Raw genomic sequence first — 21,968 nt, forward strand, 5'->3', positions numbered from 1 at the left:
ATAATACCGCGCTCGCTTTTGAACTGAGTGCTGCCAACAGCTTGGCAGGCAGACAGTCGGCTGGCATATCGAGGCACTCTTTTTCATTCTAACCAAATTTATTAAGCAAAAAAACTATTCATATCAATTACTTAGAAAGGGTCAGAATGCTGGCGATCTGTGGCTTGTGAGTTGCATATGGCTTTGTCACCGTGGCCAATTTGTTCGTCGAAAATTCGTCGAAATCAGGGTCTTTCAAGTTTTATTTTTGAGGAGGTTCCGGATGCATCTGGAGCAGCGCACTGAAGAACAGCCTAATTTCAGGCTAGACGTCCCGCTGCACGATCTGCTCACAAAACCCGCAGGACCACCTCTCGGTTTGCGACCTGTGGGGGAGCCACAAGTGTTTCCCGCCCCCGTGTTCCCCCAGCACCCCGAACTGATTGGGCCCGTCGATTCTTCTGAGCCGTGGACACCGCCCGAAAAACGGCATTGGACGCCCGGACAGATCTATCACGGAATGCGTGGCTGGCTGTTTCCATACATCCGATCCAGGGTCACCGCCGGCGACTTCCATCCCTTGATCGCATACCTCTTCACCGAATTTAAATGCAATCTCGATTGCCACTACTGCTGGGCCTTCGACAATCAAGTTAAGGGAATGACCGAGGACACGTCCAAGCGATCTGTTGACTGGCTCCATAGTACCGGTTGCCGCGTGCTCGCCTACATGGGCGGCGAGCCGCTACTACGCCCCGATCTCATCCATCGAATCACCTACTACGCCGCCAAAAAAGACTTTTGGATCTACCTGCCGACCAACGCGCGGCTGCTACGCACCGATGTGATCGATAAGCTGGCCGATGCCGGGCTCTCTACGTTTAATATTGCGGTTGATGCCGTCGATTTGAAGCCCGGCCTACCCAAGGCATTGGCGCCGATTCGTAAGCAATTCGACTACTTGATCCGTAAGCAGTATGGATATGGTTATTCCGTCTTCCTCAACATCAATATCTGCCGCAATAACTTGGACGATGTGCGGGAGCTTACGGAGATCGCTCACGAAAACGGCATCGCAACGGACTATCACATTAACGAATCTCCATTGCTTGAGCAGGACGAACACTTCAAGCACGCCGACAATAACGTCACCTACATCACGAAAGACGATTGGCCAGCGGTGGAGGAGACGATTCAATGGCTCACCGAAAAGCAAGACTCCGGTTATCAGATGGTGAACTCGAACGCGCGTCTATGGCAGATGGTGGACTTTATGAAAGGGAATCACTTCCCCTGGAACTGCCGCGCCGGGCAGAACTCCATGATCATTCGCGTCGACGGGACACTCGCTCCTTGCTTCCCGATGTACACCGCAAGTTATGACTGGGGTGTGGTTGGCGATCACAAGTTCGACACAAAGCAACTCGACCATCAGAAAGAAACCTGCCAAACCCACTGTTTTTCCACTCTCAATCACATTCTGGGCTGGTGCTACAACGACCAGCGAGTCATCAAGTATTTCTTCAAGCAACTCTCGCACGGCTTCCAGGGAATGAAGGGGCAGATGTAATCAGCAAAGACTGCTCTCGAGACCTACATCGAACCAATCCGCACAGGTGAGCACAAGGAGACACAATGCCGACTACCGAAGAGATCGTTCAAAAAGACTTCGAAGTGGAAATCCAGGCTCGTATCGATGCTGAAAGGGCACGGCTTCGCGCCGAAGCCGGGCTGGCGCGGATGCGTGAGTTCAAAAAACCGATAGAACGCACCTTCACAGGTCCTGAGCGTGACTACGTAACGATTCTCTTTGGCGGTCTCACATGGAAACACGAGGAGATGATCAAAGCGGTCTTCCACGGTAGTGGCTACCTGTGCGAAAACATCCCCACGCCAGTAGTCGACGACTTCCAGGCTGGAAAAGAGTTTGGGAACAATGGCCAGTGCAATCCGACCTACTTCACTGTGGGAAATCTGGTGCGCCATCTCCAGAAACTCGAACAACAGGGGCAGACGCGACAACAGATCATCGACAACTACGTCTTCTTCACTGCCGGCTCCTGCGGTCCATGCCGCTTCGGCATGTACGAAGCGGAGTATCGATTCGCGCTGCAAAATGCAGGGTTCGACGGTTTTCGTGTTTTACTGTTTCAGCAGACGGACGGCATTAAAGCTGCCAGCGGCGAACCCGGCCTGAAGTTCTCAGTCGATTTTGGTATGGGAATGCTCAACGCTCTCAACCTTGGCGATGTCATCAACGAACTCGTCTATCAGGTACGTCCCTTCGAAGTGAACAAGGGCGAGACTGACCGCGTCATTCGTGAATCGGTGAAAACACTGACTGACACGTTACGTGACCGGAAGCGGTGGCACATCATGGACGCAGCTCCTGCCTGGGCAAAGCCGCACCTCGAAAAGAATAAAAAACTCACAGGAATCAGCTGCACTCTTGGGAAGATCGGTCACAATCTATATGGTAAAGAATATATTGATGCGTTGCACACTTGTCGCGACAGTATCAACGCCATTGAAGTCGATCGATTCAGAGTAAAGCCAGTTATCAAGATCACAGGCGAATTCTGGGCTCAAACAACTGAGGGCGACGGTAACTTCAATATGTTTGCGTTCCTTGAAAAGGAAGGCGCACAAGTACTTGTCGAGCCGATCGCCACTTGGATTGCCTACATGATGTTCGTCGCCAAAGAAGGTGCTAAGGCACGAGCCGACGCCGAAGCTCCTTATCGCGATCCGAAATGGTACGAAGTAAAAAAGCGCGTTGCCAACGATCTCAAGGTGCTGAAAAAGACCAGTGGTTTAAGTGCCGGCAGTGTCATGTGGAACTACTTCTATCACCGCACCATCAAGCATATGGGCGACACGGCGCATCATCTGATTCCACAAAAAGAGCTCTCGCGACTGGCGCACCCTTTCTACCATCAGCTTGCTCGCGGAGGAGAAGGCTACATGGAAGTTGGCAAGAACGTCTACTATACGGTGAATCATCTTTGCCATATGGTGCTGGCGTTGAAGCCGTTCGGTTGCATGCCGTCGACACAATCAGATGGTGTTCAGTCGCGCGTTGTTAATAAATTCAAGGACATGATCTTCCTCCCGATCGAAACCTCCGGCGAGGGGGAAGTAAATGCACACAGTCGCGTGCAAATGGCCCTGGCGGAAGCCAAGTCGAAGGCGCGCGCCGAATTCGACGGAGTGCTACAGAAGACCGGGAGATCCCTTGACGAGTTGCGCGAGTACGTAGACGCGCATCCACACCTGAAGCGAGCGCTCTATAAGGTTCCGCACCACGAAGGTGTCGCTGGAACCGCTGCTCAGTTTGTCTTACATGTAAGCGACCTGATGCAAAAAGACAAGGCGTATCGCCCACGCACAGCAACTCCCACCCCTATTCTGCAAGTTGCATGAAGGAAGCGCCTCGATCTTTCTTGCTAAACATCCCAGTTGATTATTGAGGAGATGGTAATGTCCCAATTCTTGGTTGGTCTGGACGTAGGCTCCACAACTGTTAAAGCTATCGTGGTCGATGCCGCGTCAGACAAAACCATCTGGCAGGACTATCAGCGTCATGAAACACGTCAGCCGGAGAAGGTCCTTGAGTTTCTGCGACGCATGGAAGCAGACACTGGGATCGCCCCTGGAAATACGCGCATCTTCATCACCGGCTCAGGCGGCGGAACGATTGCGGAGATGATCGGTGCAAAGTTTGTACAGGAGGTGCATGCAGTTTCGCTCGCGGTCGAGAAGCTTCATCCCGAGGTGTACTCCGTAATAGAACTCGGAGGACAAGACGCAAAGATCATCGTATTTAAAGACGACGAAGAGACAGGACGTAAAAAAAAGATCCCTTCGATGAACGACAAGTGCGCGGGAGGAACAGGAGCGGTAATCGACAAGATCAACGCGAAGCTCAAAATTCCTGCTGCGGAGCTCTCGAACCAGGGCTACCACAATGTCAAACTGCATAAGGTCGCAGGGAAGTGCGGTGTCTTCGCCGAGACCGACATCAATGGGTTACAAAAGACCGGAACCCCGTCCGATGAGTTGATGGCCTCTCTCTTCGAAGCAATTGTGCTGCAAAACTTAAGCGTGTTGACTCGTGGACATACGCTTCGCCCACACGTTCTCCTACTGGGCGGCCCAAACGGTTTTATCCGCGGTATGCGCGAAGCGTGGCAAGCTAACATCCCACGCATGTGGAAAGAACGCAAGGTCGAAATTCCTGAGGGGACAACCCCTGAGGAACTAATCAAAGTACCTGAAAATGCCCAGTACTTCGCAGCCTTGGGATCCGTCGAGTTTGGCAAAGAAGAAGAGTTGGAAGTCGGCCGCTACTTAGGTACAGAAAAGCTTCTTTACTATATCGACTTCGGGCGCGCTGAGGAGAAGGCAACTTCTGGCGGCAAAGGTCTTGTCGCCGAGGATGCCGAACTTGTCGCCTTCAAGGCGGCTTACACGAAGAAAAAATTTATGCCCGCAGAATTTTATCCAGGACAGGTGATATCTGGTTTCGTCGGAATCGACGGCGGCTCTACCTCGACGAAGGCCGTTGTACTTGGTAAAGATGGAGAGATTCTCTGCAAGACCTACCAACTGTCGAATGGCAACCCAATTCAGGACACCATCGAGATGTTCGAGAAGCTTCGAGAACAAATCGAACCCAAGGGTGCGACGCTCGAGGTGCTAGGTGTCGGCACCACTGGATACGCCAAAGACATTCTTAAGGATGTTCTAAACGCTGACGTTGCGCTCGTTGAGACCGTTGCACATACAGAATCGGCATTGAAGTTCTACGATGATCCGCATGTCATCGTAGATGTCGGGGGGCAGGACATCAAGCTTATCGTCCTGAAGGACGGCCGGGTAAAGGACTTCAAGCTTAACACACAGTGTTCAGCGGGTAATGGATACTTTCTGCAATCGACGGCGGAAGGTTTCGGCAAGAAGGTTGAGGAGTTTGCGGACATCGCCTTCGCAGCCAAATCGATGCCGACCTTCGGCTATGGATGCGCCGTCTTCATGCAGTCAGACATCGTTAACTTCCAACGCCAGGGTTGGAGGTCAGAAGAGATCTTAGCCGGACTCGCCGACGTACTTCCTAAGAACATTTTTCTGTACATCGCGAGCATCCCGAACCTCGCTACCCTCGGATCCCGCTTTGTTCTTCAAGGCGGTACGCAGAATAATCTGGCCGTCGTTAAAGCAGAAGTTGACTTCATCAAGTCGAGCTTCCGCGCCAATGGCAAAGTGCCAGAGATTATCGTGCATGAACACTGTGGCGAATCCGGTGCAATAGGTGCTGCTCAAGAAGCGCTTCGCCTTTGGAACAATGGACGAGAAACCACATTCATTGGCCTCGAGGCGGTCGCAAGAATTCACTATCGAACCACTCGAAACGAAGATACCCGCTGCTACTTCTGTAAGAACAATTGCCTGCGCACCTTCATCGATGTCGACGTAACTGGCGGGGAAAGTACAGAACATACCCATGTTCACGCAACTCCCACAGATCGTCGCGCGACAGCGGAAGAGGTAGCGCATGTCGTTGCGAGCCTCCCGAGCCTCGCACAGATCGAAGCTAACCTTCCTCCAGTCGAGTCACATGGTTCTTGCAGTACTAGTGGCGCGCACAATACTCCTTCCGTCTTCAAGGCTAAAATTGAGCCGTTAGTCCAAATTCAGATCAGTCCCGGATCGAGCAAGGTCGTCGAACTTCCGAAGCCGGTGGAGTTCCAATCGCGCAAAACTAAAGTTCCTTTACGAACCGGAGAGCAGCGACTCATCATTGCGACCTGCGAAAAGGGAACAGTGGAAGATCTGGATGAGATGAAGGACATCAAGGCCGATATTGACAAAATAAAAGCCGTCAACCCAAACTTCGTCGATATTGCCGCCCACGACGTATTCCGTCATCGCGACGTAGAAATCGTCTCCGATTCCGTACCGGCCACAAAAGGTTTGTTCATCTCGAAGGCGACCAAAGAGCGCGCTACGCTGATGGAACATCGGAAAGACTTCCGTGTTGGAATTCCACGTCTCCTCAATACCTACACGTATGCACCGTTCTTTAATGCGTACTTCGCGAGCATTGGGTTGAAGTCGGAAAACATCCTTTACTCCGACTACACAACACCCGAACTTTACCGCGCAGGTGCGAGCCGCGGTGCGATTGATCCTTGCTATCCATCAAAGATCGGCATCGCCCACGTTTACAACCTCCTCGCAACGAAGCACGCCAAAAAGCCGCTCCATGCGATCTGGTTTCCGATGTATGACGTCCTGCATTCGCATCTAGTGAATCTTACGGGCTCCAACGCCTGCCCAACCGTCACCGCAACACCGGAGACAGTCAAAGCCGCGTTTACCAAAGAAAGCGACATCTTTGCCGAAAGTGGTATTAGCTATATGGACCCGATCCTGAACCTTCAGGACGAAAGGCTCTGTGCCGACCAAATGTTTAAGGCATGGGGTCCCATGTTAGGTGTCAGCAGGGAAGAAAATGAGCGAGCCGTTGCCGTTGGTTTCAAGTCTCTGTACGCGTGCGAGGCTGATATTCGCCGCCAGGCGCGTGAAACACTCGATCAGCTCGAACGCGAGGACCGCATCGGCATCGTGATGCTGGGACGCGTCTATCATCACGATCCTGGTCTCAATCACGAGATTATGGAAGAGTTTCAGAAGCTGGGCTATCCTGTTTTCTCGCAAAGCACCTTGCCATTGGACGAAGATTTGCTGGATCGCCTCTTTGGAGAAGAGGTTCGCGCAGGATTGATCACTCATCCGCTGGATATCAGCGATGTTTGGAAGAATCGTTACTCCACCAGCACGAACCACAAAGTCTGGGCTGCCAAGTTCACGGCGCGTCACCCAAATCTCGTCGCGCTTGAGGTATCTAGTTTTAAGTGCGGACACGATGCTCCCATCTACGGAGTAATTGAGGGAATTATCGAACAGTCAGGCACACCCTATTTTTCATTCAAGGACCTTGATGAGAACAAGCCTTCCGGCTCCATCCGCATTCGTGTGGAGACGATCGATTATTTCCTGCGTCGTTACCGCGAAGATATAGTTAAGCGCCGCAGCGTTGAGAAAGATATCGAAAGCCAACTAGCTGCTTTGGAGCAATCGCTTCGAAATCAATCACTGTATACCGGCTCACTTGCGGTGTAGATCGGTAGCCACCATCAAATAACGCAACACTCAAGTGCCAACATGTCCGATAACACATATTATGTATAGTCATGCTGTAGGAGCAAAGCAATAATGTCGTAGCTCTCGTCCATTCAGGTAAAACCAGTCCCTAATTTCAGGTAAAACTGGGACCGGCCTTCTTTGAGACTTTGCACACCCTTTGTAATCGCCAAAGGTGGCAGTATCCGTTGTACTGGATGGCGGAGTAACCTTTGCGCCTTAGTGGCGCATAAACGCTGTATCGGTTGCAGAATTAATTGCATTCAGCAAAGAAACCGTTAGTTACCGCGCTCGGTTGTGGCAATGTCGTTCGTTCTAAGAATTCCTTAGCATTTTCTTCTAAAATGAGTTTGAGGTGTCTGCTGCTTGGGCTTAGCGACTAATTGGAGGACGCCTCCGCAAAGGCTGCTTTAGGCCTCTGCGACCCCTTTTGACGTTTGGTGTAGTGACCCCAAAGAAGAGACAAGACGAAATCAAGCTAAGTAATTGATTAGTGATATACTTACCTTGAGACTGGCATATGAGCAATATGAGAACATTTCGCATAGTAACCGACCCGAAAACACAAAAGGCCGAAACGTATCGCTACTGGCAGAGTCGGTCCATCGCGGAAAGGTTTGCCGCCATTGTCCAGGCCACTGCCGACGCCTACGCTATGGCAGGAAAGAGTTTCGATCCTACGCGTCGAGCTGAAAGAACTTTTACTCGTATCCAACGCTAACGGCGTTGAATATCTTTTTGTAGGAGCCCATGCTGAGCTAAGCGTCTTTTCCCGCAGGAACGTTTGGTATATTGCGTCCACTTGGGCATCGACCATCGACTTTGCCGCTAAGAACAACGTCGGACACGAGATGGCGAATCCATACATCATCCTGTTCATTGCCCAACAGACCAACAAGGATCTCACTATATTCCACAGATAGTGCATAAACCGGATAGGGCTTCGGATACAGGAGGCCCTCGCGAAAGGGCCATCACTGTATTTGCAGCAGGGCAACGGCGTTGCCTGGACAGATGTTATCTCGTGGGATGAGATACTGACCAGCTCGCTGTTACATCTAGTGATTAAAGCTAAGTTCGGTGGCCGAATCCGAATCCAAGGAAATGGCCTCATCTACTACATTTGGCGATTCCCCAATGCATTTGCTGTTCCAGATCCTCCAACAGCCTATTAACGGTATTTGCGGCGGTATTGTGCGGCGGCAATCCAGCTAGCCTGCAGAATGTGGTCCAGTCATTAAGCATGGCAAGAGAGAGTTCATGCAACAGTCGAGCGCCGCATGCGGGATCTGCCGCGGGAAAGCTCACGGAGACCATGCCTTGAGTGATTGCGATCGCTGCGGGTAACGAGCGGATGTTCCGAGCGAAGACCTCCTGCTTCAATGTCCAACTAGCAGGATCAGGCTTTCCTCTTCGGCGGAGTTCTTCCCGCAGGCTGCGGTTTTCAGACTCCACATCATGCAGAGCCTGGAGCACGAGTCGATGGCGTTTCTCCTCTTCGGTGGCCTCTTGTTCGAAGCCCTCCAGCCACTGAATCAGACGCTGCCGGTCCACCTGCCAGCTGCCATTGCGGCTTGCTGAAACCAGAGGCGCCATGAGGCGCAGCGCCGCCCGGCGCTGCAGACCGAAGAGCGACTCGATCTGCGCCCGTTGTAACTCCTCGCAGTCCAGGGTCCGCAGCGCGGTCAGGATCTGCGAAACGCGATGGCGCCAAGTAGAGGAACGGGGCATGGGAGGTCCTATGGATTGAGGAACTTCAAACCACTTCCCTGCTATTTTAGCTCTCCGAATAGCGACACAGTTACGACACACCTGCGGATTTCTGACATCTGAGAATATGACTTTCTCAGATGTCAGCAGACCTTCGTTTTTTGAAAGGGGGAAATAGGTTTGGACAGCCTTCGCACCGTGCTGTCGATGAACGTGCTAACTCTTCTCACAAGGCAATCGCAGTAACGTTGTCGTTGTTCAAAACCGCATGGTAAGGTCTTTGGCGCACCACATCTCCTGTAAATTCTGCATGATATGCTGACGATGATCTATATAAGCTTGTTCACTTTCCACAGGATGTAGACCTGATGGTGCTTCGCTTTCTGCATCTCTCTGATATTCACTTCGGCCAAGAAAAAGATGGCACGTTAATCACGCAGGATTTTGTCCGTGACGAACTTACCAAGGACGTTAAGAAATTGGCGGCCCATAGAGGACCTGCATCGCGCGTTATCGTCACGGGAGACGTGGCATATTCCGGAAAATCTGATGAGTACGATCGAGCGACAGCATGGTTGGAAAAACTCACCGCCGCATGCGGTCTCGGCGACACGCATGTAAGTACCATCCCTGGCAATCATGATTGCGATCTAAGTGCCATTTCAAATCAAGCGAAGATGCTCCAGGCACAGTTTCGTTTGAAGGGGCCGGATCAAGTCAGAGCCGATCTCCACGCAATTTATGAGGATGGCGAGGCCGCAAACCCATTTCTGCCCAAACTGCAGCAATATCGAACTTTTGCTGGTGGCTACGGGTGTGACTTCGAATCACACCGTCGCCCGTTCTGGACGCGGTACTTCGACCTTCCCGGAGGAATTCGGCTTAAGTTCATCGGACTGACCAGCGTTCAGGTCAGCGACAAAGACGACAAGCCAGGCAACATTATTTTAGGCAACGTGCAATATACGATCGCCGAAGAAGATAACGTGGTGAATATCGTTCTTGTTCATCACCCACTCGATTGGTTCATTGATAAAGACGCCGCTCAGGAACACCTTCACAATAATGCTCGGGTCATTATGGTTGGTCATGAGCATACGCTGAATATCCAAAAGATTTCGGATGCCTTTTCCGGTAAAGAATGGCTTGTCATCCATGCCGGCGCTACAAATCCGCCAGACAAGGAATACAGTTATCAATACAACTGGCTGGAGTTCTCGTGTCTAGAGAAGAACAAGCAACCGCATCTCGTCGTTGAGATTTTTCCGCGCACATGGGTGCAACAGAAGGTCCAGTTCGATGCAGACCGGACGCGTCTGGGTGGCGCCGGCGAATCCGTTAAGATCGAGATACCGTGCCCGCATCTGCAGATCATCGCCGAGCCTCAACAAGCAGACGTGGCGCGCTCAGCGACTGAGGAAAGAGCATCACAATCGGTCACGCCGACGGTGCAGGTACAAGGCAGGTCAACCATGAGCAACGACGGCGGCTTCGACCGCCTTAGATATTTCTTCTGGCGATATCTCGACTGGCGACAGCGACTTCAAGTTCTCGTGCAGGTCGACGCTCTTCCTGAGACCGCAGATGAACCGTTGCCTCAAACCATGGAACGTATAGCCTTGGAAGCGGCTGCCAGGGATGGCGCCAAGTTATTTGAATTATGGCAAGCTGTTATGCCTTTAATTCCCGAAGAGAAACGTGGTCCAAATCCTTTTGCACCCAAGAAGAGTTAGGTAGGCTTTCATGCTAGACAAAGGCTTCGAATTTATCCGAGTTGCGGACCTTCAACCAAGCAGTAAAAAAGTAAAGTTGCGCATTAAATCGGCTTCCGATCTTCTCAAATGGCTTGCTGCGGACGAAGCGAAAGGCGAACTTCTCCCCCTCATCCAGGGTGTCATAACCGGTTTCGATAGTGGAGTGTTCAACCAAGATTCTACCGTTGTAATAGCCATCCTTAAATCCATCAAGGACGAGGATACCGCTTTCCCGGTCGACCTCAAAGAGAACGCTCTTGAACTGCGGGCCGTGGCCGCTATTGCTATTGGAGAGTTGCTGGAAAAATTGACAACGGTGCCCTCTAGCAAGCGGGCGCTCTTGGCGGGACTTGCAATATCTGCTGCGGAATTGATTCCAGCATCGACGGAGCAACATGTTAGGTGGATGCAAGATACACTTCGCGCTTCGGCGCGGAAAGGCTTGGCACTGCAGGCTATTCAACGGCGGAAACGCGCGACGCCGTTGCTCGATGAATTTGGTGAATTCGAATTATCCGAAGACGCTGCAACTGATAACTCCGCAGTAACTGAACTACTGCCGGTGCTGAAATCCGCTCTACGGGAGGCGAAGGCGCAGGCCATTGTCGATCGTGAGGAAATTGAGACGCTCTGGTGGATGTTCGGCGCATTTTCCGAAATAGAACAAAAGCCGTTCTCGAAAGTAGAACCTGCTGCTGTCGCGGCCCTTGCTGCGGGTCGTGAATTAGCCCAACGGTCGTTGATACCACCGTCATCAGCTGCGCCTGCGATGATCGAGAGAATGGTGGGATCGGACCGCAAGCCTGAGACATTGGCACCGGCGACCCTGCAGGATATCGCGTCCAAATGGCCTTCGTCGTCGCGAGCGTCTTTTGTTTCCGCACAGGAAAAGGCCAACGCGATCATCTCACGTTGCCCCTCATTGTTTCCAGTCTCCTGGGCGTGCCGGCGACTTCAGGACTCGGGCGATTTCGGCAAAGATTTTGCTTTAACGACAGGCATCACGGCGGATGTTTCTCTTTCCCCCGCTGAGTGGGGGGCGCAAGTATTTCGCGAAGCCATACTCTCGCGGTTCCTAACAGGCGTCGAGGAGAGCTAAGCAAACCGTTATGACAGGCGCCTGCGAAAAAGCTAATTGCACAGTTGCCACCACTGGAACATGTTTGATCTCTAATCCAGATCCGCTGAGTTGTCCTCATTTTCGCTCTGGGAGCACTGCCGTTGAGATGCCTGCGGTGGTTCCACAGGAAGAAACGACGGAAAGTATAAGAGACGATCAAACCGTTCCCATCATTGCTGTCGGGAGAAGATTTCATCAGGGGATCGAACTCGGCGCAGATGACGCCGTTGAGATTATGTGCGCTCGGTACACGCACCTTATCGGCGTTCTGGGTTCGACGGATGCTGGTAAAACCTGCTTGCTTTCGTCGTTGTATCTCATGGCTACTGATGGCATGCTGCCTGCCAGCTATCAGTTTGCCGGGAGCCTTACACTTCAGGCTTTCGAAGATCGGGCTAGGGGGCTGCGAAAATGGGAAAAAGGAGCTTTGCCATCTCAGCTGGTCGACCACACGGTTCTAGCACATCCCCGCCAGCCAAGTCTGCTGCATCTCGCAATTCAGGAGAAGACAACAAATCGGCGTAGGGTCGATCTGTTGTTGACCGATTTGCCAGGGGAGTGGACGGACAATCTGGTTTTGCGCGCTGCCGTCGCACCTTCGTTCGAATTCCTACGCCGAGCGGACGGCATCATCATCGTCGTGGATGGTAAATTGCTCGTATCCGACCGACAATTTGTAGAAGTACAGCGTGTCCGCCAATTCATCGAACGACTTTCGACCAATGTCGGAATCGGTCGTCATGTGCCGTTTGTACTTCTTGTAAGTAAGTCGGATGAGATCGCGATGCAGATGCCGGCCGGTGCGATAGAGCTGAAAGAATATATCGAGAGCCTGGGGTACAGGGCGAGGGTTGTTTCTGCGGCTGCCTTTTCAAGGACACCCAAGGAAGTTAAGAGTGGAACCGGCGTTTTTGAAGCAATCGAGATTTTGATTAACAGTAAATCGATCGCCCAGGACGGTTCAATTCATCCCGCCACATCTCCAGACCGTTCCTTTCAGAGATTCAAATCGTGAGCATTGACATTCAAGCACCTCTTCGATCCGTTCTCCTCATTGGCGTGCCAGACGCTGGCAAGAGCAACTTTGTGTTTCGGCTGTGGCTAATGCTTCATGCCGGCACGGGAATGCTGTCCAGCGACGGCCTGCCTGCCGATCTGGACTATCTCAACGGTGGAGGAAGTCACCTTTTGCAAGGTGAGTTCGCTCCGCGAACATCACGAGAAGTGCATGATCAGACTGAAATTCCCGTCAGAAACACGGCCGCAGGAAGTGATTTTAAGGGAACCCTTGTTGTTCCGGACCTTCCTGGAGAGCAGATCCTGTCAGTGTATCGGAACCGCCAATGGTCTGAAGACTGGGAAAACAAAATCAGGGAAGGCTGCGGCTGCCTTCTGTTGATCAGGGTAGATTCCAAGGAGCTTATCGTTCAGCTCGATTGGATGTCAGCTGCAAGCCACTTCGGCGGCCCAGTGCCGGATACAGCGCCGGAAAAGGACGAGGAAGGAAAAGACAAGCCGCCGACGCAAGTCGTGCTAGTCGATTGGCTCCAATTCTTACGAAAGGCTTTCACGCAAAAGGTTGGAGGAACATATAGGCCCCGGATCGGTATCGTGGTGTCAGCTTGGGACTTGGTACCTGAAGATCAAAAAGGTGATGGACCTGCAAAGTGGGTGGAGGACAATCTTCCGCTCTTGTCACAGTATGTCAGTGCGAACTACGGAGATTTCGATTTTGAATATTTCGGCGTTTCCGTGACCGAAGGCGATTTCGATGCTGATCCTGACTTCAAGGCTGAATACATCCGCCGCGATCCTCGCAAAGCGGGCGAAGTCGTGCATTCGCTTTCTGGTGAGATCGAAACAACGCATGACGTGACGTTGCCGGTGGCTTGGGCTTTGGGGCTTCCAATGACTGCCGCGACCGGGAGCGCTATCCGGCCGTGACTTCAGCTCATGCCCATCAACTCCTTCACGGTTATCGCAGTGGTCATGGGCAGATCGCTGCCAGTATCAAGCTGCCCGGCCGTGATTCAGAACTGATCACACGGTTGAGCGATCTTTCAGGAAGCCTTTCGTCCGGGCTGCAGATAGAGCCATACCTGACTGTGTATCCGCTTCCCAGTCGGCATTTTTTTGCGCTTGCCCGCACATGGCCTGACGTGGAAGCGCCCCGCGCAGGTTGCGTCCTAACACACACGCTGCTCATTCCGACAGAAGTCTGGGCAACGCTGCATGATGTGCGCTCGTTAAACCGCCTTTTTCGCAATCCACACATCAGTCCCGAATATAGCTTCACCGATTCCGTTGACTTACGGGCTCGATCGGGCGACGCCTCACCAAGCGATCTCAGGCTTGATCTTCCGCGCGCGCGATCTTTCGTGTCGCGCTACTTCGGCCAGGGTTTGCGGCCGATCGTGTGGTTCAATGCCAGCGACCCGGAAGAATATCTCTGGAGACTTCTCGAACATCTCTGGCCCAAGTTGCGCAGCTCATTCTCGTCATGTACATTCAGCCTCCAGCAGAGGGTTCTGCACGATCGTCCGTTCGACCTGCTTTTTGCGCCTTCGATCGTGTACGCTCGTTTCACGAAGCTACCCCCCGATCAACTGATCGAACCGACGGCGGAACGAAAGGGTGGCGATGTTGAGCCCTGGTCGGAGTACTGGGCGAAGGCTTTTTTTTCGGCAGATCCCGGCCTTCCTACGAACGAAAGCGAATTGCCGATCTGGTCGGAACTGAGTGAAGACCCCACCGCCGTGCGGAAGTTGTCGCTCGTGCAGGAGCTACGCCTTCGCGCAATGCAATCTCCAACGGCCGGGGTAGGAGCGATGGACGTCGTCGAGTCGCTTGCCCATGACTCTGCGGCGGCCGTGCCTCTCAAGCAGCTCATCGTTAGGGACGCAATCGATGCGACGATCGCGGCGACCTCGGCTGAGGACGCCCTGACATCACTCAAATTGATCGAGGATCGCTTGCATCGAGAGTCCTTCCGGAATATCGCGGCTAATTTTTATCAGCCCCTTAGTCACGCAGCTTCAAAGGTGACTTTACGGGATCCGGAAACGGCGATGAAGCTAAGCGCATCTTGGCTCGTAGATCGACATATAGAAACGAGGAGTGCCTTTGCTGATGGAATTCTCGAAGGTCTAATCAACGCGGCGAATTCATTCCCCTCCCGATTGGAGGGTCTGCGTTTCCATCCTGATATCGCTGTCGAGTTATTGCGGTTACACCCTGATTTTGCTTCAAAATATCTCGAAATTGGTGGAGAAACCGCGCCGCGCGTACTCGCAAGCTGGCTCTCCACAAATATCGATTTGGCAACTCTTAAGCAGGTCCGGCGGTCGCTCATCCCGTCGCTGAAGACTTACGATCCGGAATTGTTCCCTGCTCTTCTCCGCGACGTGTCTGACGTTGAAGCAATAGCAACACTGGACGCCCTTTCCAAAAGCAGCCTTGGTTTCGCTGATCAAAATATGCGACGGGTCGTCGCGGATCGAATCTCTCTGATCCACCCGCAATTGGTACGAACTTGGGGCTCGAAAACACGCCTCTGGTCACCTAGCACGGCGTTCATTGTCGCCTCGGCTTATGGTCACAGCAAACAAGGATTTGAAGAACTTCTTCAGGGGCACGAATTCACGGGCGATCGACAAGCCGAAGTGTTGGCCGCTATGTTGTGTTCTCAAGATTTCGGCGACCCATACTGGCTGCGTGAACTCATGTCGCATGATGCCAGAATTCTAACTACCTTGCTCCTGAACAAAGGTAAAAGCTCCGACGATATAGAGTGCGCTTTGTCGAAAGTGCTCAGCGAAGTTTCCGATCTTTTCCTTGCGAGCTCAGATGAGCTTCTTTCATCGATCTGGGACTTCGAAGGAAGACCAGTTTTCCGACAACTGGCTGATGCTGCCGCCCGTAGCGCCGTTGCTTCATACATAGCTGAAGGCAGGGACACGACTGTAGTCAGGGAAGTCCTCGCTAATCCTATCTCGACGCGATGGCTGGAAAGCATCTCGGCTTCTCAATTAGGGGCTCTTCTCGTACGAAGCTGCAACGGCGGAACGGCCTTTGTCGAAAGAGCCCTGAAATGGATTTCGGAGGCTCCTAACGCCTTATATGCGAGAAGACCCTCAGTCCTGCCTGAGTTGTGCGATGTCTTGTTATCACGCGTCAGGCAATTTGGCCCCCCGGACGCGCAATATCCATTGATTCAAATCGTGCGCAGGGCGGCCGTGTTACCGGGCTTCGAGCTAAAGCAAGTTTTAGCGGCGAAGATGCTCCGATTCTGTTTGGACAACGTGCACCTTTCGCTAAGCGCTCTTGTTGCCGAAACATTTCCGAATGTCTATATGGAAGCGATCAAAGAGAATGACCGTCGACCGTCTTTCTTCGCCAGCCTTTTCGCGGCCTACGACTGGGACAAGGGAAAAGACCTGAGGATCACCCTCATCGACTCCTTCCTTCGATCTGAATGGGCTCCCGGTGATCTCGCCATTGCAGCAAGCAGGGCAGGAATTCTCCGGAAGATTTTCAAACGGCTCTCGCGTAAACAGGGCGGGGATAATTACATTCGGGCCACGCATGCGGACCTAGCCCAACGAAAGAGTTCTGACATTATAACTGTGCGCAATGATTTTGAGCTCTTGATGAAAGACCCGGATTTCTACGAAGAATGGGACTGAATGACGTGTCGACCCTTCAGACGTCCCCCGTTCTATAGAGCAGCGCTTCCCCAGGAAATCATTACCGCTATCCAGAATATCGAGACTTCAACTGATCAATGCTTTGATTCTCTGGCGATTCTGAAGACTCAGGCCAACCTAACAATTTGGTCGTTGCTCAGCATGTCATCGTGGAAAACACCGAAAACGAGTTGAACGGACAGAGCCCTGGCAATCACGATTTCACCGCTCTGATGATCAACGCTTCAAGGGCACAAACAACCGCCATTCATTCGGTAGCGCCCGTTCCTCGTTCAGGAAAAACCGGAAAGCTCTTAAGAAAGAGACCATCAACGACTCTGTCCTTTCCAAATACTCATCTCAGGAAAGTGCTGTGGTTCTTTTCCGCGCAAAATATAGCAACTCGTTTCATTTTGCTTTGAGTTTGCCGATCAGAAAATTCGCTCCAGAGTGCAACATAACCCAATAATGATCATCAAATTCGATTCCTTGGACCATCTGAGCCCCTGTAGGCATTTCAAGCTGACCAGGTGTTGCCCGCGCAATACGATCAGACTTCGCCAGATCAACCCTCACACCTCCAGATTCGTTCCATATACTTATTGCAGAATCGGAAACTACCGACGCTGTACCGACGACAGTGCACGTTTCCATTTGGTTCATGAAGTAATTGGCCTGTACCTTAACCTTTTCTGATTCCCAATTACGAACGTTGTTCAATAATTCCTGTACTCCTACCACCGCCATCCAGATCTCCCTTTATGTCTGTCCTTTGGATAAATCTACCACGCCAACTTTACAGAATATTCGAGCGCATTTTGCCGACTTTTACCCACGGCGGCTAATGACCCTCCATCGTCTTGATCGACGTCTTGAGTTACCTCAAAATCATTACTTTCAGCCGGCTTCCTGACCTCCTGACCTATCACAATCCGAGACTCGCAGCCGCATTCTTGCGCCACATCTCCCCATCCCGAATGTATCGCCGCAACATGGCCAGAGAACGGTGGCCTGTCTGCTTCATGATGGCGAGCTCTGTAGCTCCATTCATCGCAGCCTGGGTAGCCAAGCCGGAACGCAAGCTGTGCCCTGCCAGAGTTGAAGGGTCATATCCCGCCCGCTCTGCGGCCCGCTTAACGATGAGACCGATCGAGTCCTTATGCAGCGATGAGTTCCCTACCCGACCGTGTCTGGATACCTCTCGAAAGAGCGCTCCAGTCTCGATCTCCGCCGTTGAGAGCCACTCACGAAGCGATCGTACCGGACAGGTATCTGGATTCGAACCTCGAGGAATTCCAATCTTGCGCCCTTGTCCCTCCTGGTCTGTTTTCGAATGCCGCAAGGTAATGATCAGCCCGTCTTCCGTGAAGCTGGCATCCTCGACCGCAAGTCGCGCAACCTCCGATCGCCGGAAGCCACCCGCATAACCTACAAGCAGGAGAGCACGATCCCTTATACCGATCAGCCCCGCGGGGAGATGATCGACGATCTTCCGCAGATCTTTCGTTAGAAGCGGCGTTTTGCACTTCTGCGCCGTTCCGATGGTTCTCCGGATCCCCTTCAGCGTCTCACTCACGGCGAGATGACGGGTGGTCGCCGGCGTTTCGAGGCCGGCAGACTGATGGGCCTTGGTGATCGAGGTCAACCGACGGGTGATGGTTCCGGCCGCGCGGCAAGAGGCCAGGTCGGTGATGTAGAGCGCCACGGTGGTCGGCTCTGCCGGTAGCGCGGACATCTGGCGGTTCCCGCACCAGGATTCGAAGTGGGCCCAGTCGGAACGGTAGGCCCTGAGCGTCGCCGGCGCCTTAGCCGCCCGGACAAAATCCTCGACCCGCTGCACCAGCGCTGTCATCTCTGCGGCCAGTGGCAGCACGGCGAGCTCGGACATCGGCACGGACCTCCAGGAAAAGCGGATGAAGCTGCAACCATCTTAACGCTGATCGGAAAGCTCGGGCGGAACTGTAGCATCTGAGAACTTCTGCTCTCAGGACCAAATTTACACGGGCCACATTCTGTTTCGAGTTGCTCTACTGGTCTTCTGGTTTTGGCGGCAACTTTGGAGCCGAGTCGAGAAACCTTTGAAAGTCATCGCATCTCTCCTGTGGCGCTTCCCGCCCCCGCTCTGCCGGTGCAAGTCGAGACCACTGTGCTGCAAGTTCGACTAAAGATGCAAGTTTTCTGTTAGTCAAGAGGAGTGAATTTGATTGTGGTTTGCACTATACGCCTGAATCGTACCCGCTCAATGAGCATTGGTGACAGCCGAGTTCAGCACTTGTACCTCACGCCACAACTTATTTATCCGAACAATTCGGACAACCGTTGCGAGTAGGGCGAGTCACGCATTGAGACAGGTCAATTATTGACCTCATTCTAGAAAGTCCGGGCAAGCTGACGGGGGTGGATGCAGGTTTTACGGGCTATTGAGGTACATGAAGATCCAATTTGAGGCTATGGGCCAAGGCGTTAGTGGGGGCCGCGTCGGAAGCTGTCACTGTAAGCACGTAGTCGCCGGGCGATGTACCGAGGGGCAACCTGCCACTGCAGCCTTGCAGGCTGATGCCGAATGAGGCTATGGCCAACAGCAGCAGAAGACGTTTGCTGCGTTGGTGGAAGCAGTGCGGAGCCTCGATGGAGATACCGCACAGCAGAAAAATGGGCAGGAGCAGACCGGAGAGAACGGCTGCGTTGTGCTCGCGTGATTGTTGGCCGGAAGAGTTGCTGCTGACCTGTTTGCCGTAGCGGAAGACCGAGCTGGTGCTGACGGTCAGTTTCATCGTCTGGGGGCCGCTGGAGAGCGGGTGGGTAGTGGATTGCTCGAAGACGCACTCTGCATAGAGTGGCGCCGGAGAGCATGTGAGATTGACGGCGCGGGGGAATCCGCCGGATGGAGTCACGGTGACGTAAATAACCTGAAAATCGTTGCCGGGAATCGTGAGTGATGTAGTGGAGGCGGTGAGGGCGAAGTCGAATGTGTTGACTACCTCGGAGACGACTGCGGACGTGGTGGGAGCGAAGCTTCCGGACGAGTTGAGCGTCGCAGCTACTTGATGGGTGCCTGCGGTGAGCGTGGTTGTGGTGAAGGACGCGACGCCCGCGACTAGAGGAGCGGTGCCGAGAATTCCCGATTGATCCGAGAAGGTGATAGTGCCGGTGGGTGTTTGATTGGGAGGGTTTGAGACCGTGGTTGCGATCATGGAGACGCTCTGACCCGCAGTCGCTGGGTTTGGTGAGATGCTGAGGCCGATGCTGGTGGGGATGGCGGTGACGACCTCAACGACTGTGTTGGAGACGCTGGTGTTGTAGTCTGAGGAGCCGCTGTAGATTGCTGTGATGGGATGAGTGCCGGTGAGGAGGGCGGAGGTACTGAAGCTGGCTACTCCGTTTGTCCCGATAGGAACAGCGCCCAGCGTATTCGCTCCATCTTTAAAGGTGACAATTCCGTTGAACGGAATTCCAGTTTGCGATCCGGAGACGGTTGCCGTGAGCATCACGGATTGTCCAGGAATCGCGGCATTGGGCGAGGCAGTGAGTGTGGATGTTGTATCTGTTCCAAGCACTGTCTCGACGATTGCGTTCGAGGTGCTTGCGGCGTACTCGGTGCTGCCTCCGTAGATCGCAGTGATGTTGTAGATGCCGGCGTGAAGGGTGCTGACTGTGGCGCGGGCGGTTCCGTTGGAGGCCAGTGGCACGGGTGCCAGTATTGTTCCATTTGCCATGAAGTTCACGTTGCCGGCTGGGGTGGTGAACTCGGAGCTTACGGTTGCGGTCATTGTGATCGCCTGCAGTGGCCGCGCGGGATTTGGGCTGACGGTGCTGAGGACGGTTGTGGTGGGCGGCCCGGTAATGATCTCTGTGACGACGTTGGAGATTGAGTCTTCGAAGTTGAAATCGCCGGAATAAGTTGCAGTGATGGGGTGAGTGCCGACGAAGAGGAAGGATGTGGAGAAGGTGGCTACGCCGCTGGTGTTTAGGGGAGTGGTGCCGAGAACGGTTGTGCCGTCGAGGAACGTGACAACTCCTGTGGGCATGTTGCAGTTGCCGCCTGTGACCGTGGCGGTAAAGGTCACGTTGGATTGGCCGGGCGCGGTTTGAGGAGATCCGGCAAGCGTGATGGGCGGATGGGGATGGACCTCGTACACGCCCATATCAATCGTGCCGCAGACCGTGCGTGCTCTTCCATCCAGATCGGCGGATGGAAGGAGTGGCGCGTTGATATCACCGGCGGCAACGACCGGCGATGTCGGCTGAGTGTGGAAGTCGTCCGAGACATTAAGGACAAGCGGATCGACCGAGAGGTTGGCGGAGCCGAGAGTACAGCCACCCGATTGAAACTGACCAGTGTTGAAGATGTCATTGTGGCTGATGGTGATTGGGGAGGATTGGGCTTCAGGGTCAACACAGGAAAGGCCTGCACCTAGTTCAGGAATATTAGACGGCCCTAGGTTGTTAACGAAAATGTTATTCGCGATAGTTGATTGTGCGAAGGTCAGAAGGAGTTCCTGCCCCGCTCCGTAGATTGTGTTGTCGACCTCCGTGACTGAGGGGTATGGTGCGGCGAATGTCCCCGTCAAGTACACCTGAACTGGAGCACGTCCAGTAAGGCTGACATTTCCGTAGAAAAGGTTCTGTTTCAGCACCAAGTTGCTTACGGGAGGAAGTACATTTTCGCAGAAGCCGGGAGAGAACGTGGCGTGGTTGTTGCGAATGATGTTGTTTTGCAAAACAACCTGAGTGCCGGAGGAAATGGTCACTCCTGCACCGCAGACCCCGCCGGCGGCGGTGTTTTCGTTGAGAATATTGTCCTCGATCGTGTTCCCGAAGACTTGAACAGTCCCGGCCTGATCGATGGCAAGGCCTGTTCCAGACACCTCGCCTCCGTAGCTTGAGTGGCAAAGAACGTCCGTGGGTGTATTGGGGTAGGTATTTTGTTTGATGTCGTTGCCTTGTATGAGCGGGCTTGCGAGATGGACGACATGGACGCCACAACCGATGTTGTTAGTGATGACATTATTTGTGATTTGCGGCGAGGCATTTGAAATGAAGATTCCGCCGGCGCCGAGTCCGGAACTCACGCTGGCGTGACCGTTCTGTATAGTGAAACCGTTCAGGATCGAGGCAGCGGGCTCATTTGTTTCGAAGCTGACGACCGGACCGTCGGTAGAGCCGTTGATTATCGTTGAAGCAACTGAGGCGTCAGAAAAGGCTTCGGCTCCGGTGGTAAGAACGATGGCTTTGCCCTTGAAGTCGATGTTCTCGTTGTAGGTGCCTGGCGAGACGAGAACCGTGTCGTCATTCTGGGCGGCGTTGATTGCTGCCTGGATGGTGGGCTGATCGGCCGGGACATGGATCGTCTGTTGAGCGTCTGCTGACGACAGAAACGCGGCCATGACGCTAAGGATAGGGACAAGATAGATAGTGCGGTGGGACCGGGTCATTGTGAACTCTCTTAGGCGTTGCTACGGCACTGGTGAATCCAACTACAGGCTCCGTGAAAAAGGAAAGTACGATCAATGG

At 53.2% G+C, this 21,968-nt stretch carries 12 protein-coding genes; 8 read left to right on the plus strand and 4 right to left on the minus strand.

Going from position 1 to position 21,968, the window contains the following annotated elements:
- Positions 1 to 262 precede the first annotated feature (262 nt).
- The 3 genes from RBB82_RS21695 to RBB82_RS21705 all read left to right on the plus strand — a co-directional run bounded on the left by RBB82_RS21695 (position 263) and on the right by RBB82_RS21705 (position 7,164).
- Complete coding sequence (locus RBB82_RS21695; RefSeq protein ID WP_433972813.1) at positions 263 to 1,549, plus strand: radical SAM protein; 1,287 nt, start codon at positions 263 to 265, stop codon at positions 1,547 to 1,549.
- Between the two features lie 65 nt (positions 1,550 to 1,614).
- Positions 1,615 to 3,402 (plus strand): hypothetical protein, encoded by a 1,788-nt coding sequence (locus RBB82_RS21700; RefSeq protein ID WP_433972814.1) that lies wholly within the window; start codon positions 1,615 to 1,617, stop codon positions 3,400 to 3,402.
- A 57-nt stretch (positions 3,403 to 3,459) separates the two neighbouring features.
- A complete protein-coding gene (locus tag RBB82_RS21705) occupies positions 3,460 to 7,164 on the plus strand; it encodes a BadF/BadG/BcrA/BcrD ATPase family protein (protein ID WP_433972815.1) in 3,705 nt (1,234 codons plus the stop codon).
- 1,131 nt (positions 7,165 to 8,295) lie between these two features.
- Here the strand turns inward: RBB82_RS21705 and RBB82_RS21710 are convergent.
- Complete coding sequence (locus tag RBB82_RS21710) at positions 8,296 to 8,916, minus strand: hypothetical protein (RefSeq protein ID WP_433972816.1); 621 nt, start codon at positions 8,914 to 8,916, stop codon at positions 8,296 to 8,298.
- Positions 8,917 to 9,263: 347 nt separating this feature from the next.
- Here RBB82_RS21710 and RBB82_RS21715 point away from each other — a divergent pair, with 347 nt between their 5' ends.
- The 5 genes from RBB82_RS21715 (at position 9,264) to RBB82_RS21735 (ending at position 16,454) form a co-directional block, all read left to right on the plus strand.
- Positions 9,264 to 10,628 carry a metallophosphoesterase gene (locus tag RBB82_RS21715; RefSeq protein ID WP_433972817.1) on the plus strand — a complete coding sequence of 455 codons (1,365 nt, stop codon included), beginning with the start codon at positions 9,264 to 9,266 and terminating at the stop codon, positions 10,626 to 10,628.
- A 10-nt stretch (positions 10,629 to 10,638) separates the two neighbouring features.
- Positions 10,639 to 11,748 carry a GTPase-associated system all-helical protein GASH gene (locus tag RBB82_RS21720; RefSeq protein WP_433972818.1) on the plus strand — a complete coding sequence of 370 codons (1,110 nt, stop codon included), beginning with the start codon at positions 10,639 to 10,641 and terminating at the stop codon, positions 11,746 to 11,748.
- A 127-nt stretch (positions 11,749 to 11,875) separates the two neighbouring features.
- The gene (locus RBB82_RS21725) at positions 11,876 to 12,784 is read left to right on the plus strand and encodes a TRAFAC clade GTPase domain-containing protein (protein WP_433972819.1); all 909 of its coding nucleotides are present in this window, start codon (positions 11,876 to 11,878) and stop codon (positions 12,782 to 12,784) included.
- Positions 12,781 to 13,713, plus strand: a complete 933-nt coding sequence (locus RBB82_RS21730) for a hypothetical protein (RefSeq protein ID WP_433972820.1) — start codon at positions 12,781 to 12,783, stop codon at positions 13,711 to 13,713. The genes RBB82_RS21725 and RBB82_RS21730 overlap by 4 nt, the downstream gene beginning before the upstream one ends.
- Positions 13,710 to 16,454, plus strand: coding sequence for a hypothetical protein (locus RBB82_RS21735; protein ID WP_433972821.1), 2,745 nt, complete (start codon positions 13,710 to 13,712; stop codon positions 16,452 to 16,454). The genes RBB82_RS21730 and RBB82_RS21735 overlap by 4 nt, the downstream gene beginning before the upstream one ends.
- A 408-nt stretch (positions 16,455 to 16,862) precedes the next feature.
- On the opposite strand, the gene RBB82_RS21740 is transcribed toward RBB82_RS21735, so the two are convergent.
- The 3 genes from RBB82_RS21740 to RBB82_RS21750 form a co-directional block, all read right to left on the minus strand.
- A complete protein-coding gene (locus RBB82_RS21740) occupies positions 16,863 to 17,201 on the minus strand; it encodes a hypothetical protein (protein ID WP_433972822.1) in 339 nt (112 codons plus the stop codon).
- Between the two features lie 178 nt (positions 17,202 to 17,379).
- Positions 17,380 to 18,342 (minus strand): site-specific integrase, encoded by a 963-nt coding sequence (locus RBB82_RS21745; protein ID WP_433972823.1) that lies wholly within the window; start codon positions 18,340 to 18,342, stop codon positions 17,380 to 17,382.
- A gap of 529 nt (positions 18,343 to 18,871) precedes the next feature.
- Positions 18,872 to 21,889 (minus strand): Ig-like domain repeat protein, encoded by a 3,018-nt coding sequence (locus tag RBB82_RS21750; RefSeq protein WP_433972824.1) that lies wholly within the window; start codon positions 21,887 to 21,889, stop codon positions 18,872 to 18,874.
- Positions 21,890 to 21,968 lie beyond the last annotated feature (79 nt).

It is taken from the genome of Tunturiibacter lichenicola, assembly GCF_051013355.1.
Taxonomy (GTDB): domain Bacteria; phylum Acidobacteriota; class Terriglobia; order Terriglobales; family Acidobacteriaceae; genus Edaphobacter; species Edaphobacter lichenicola_F.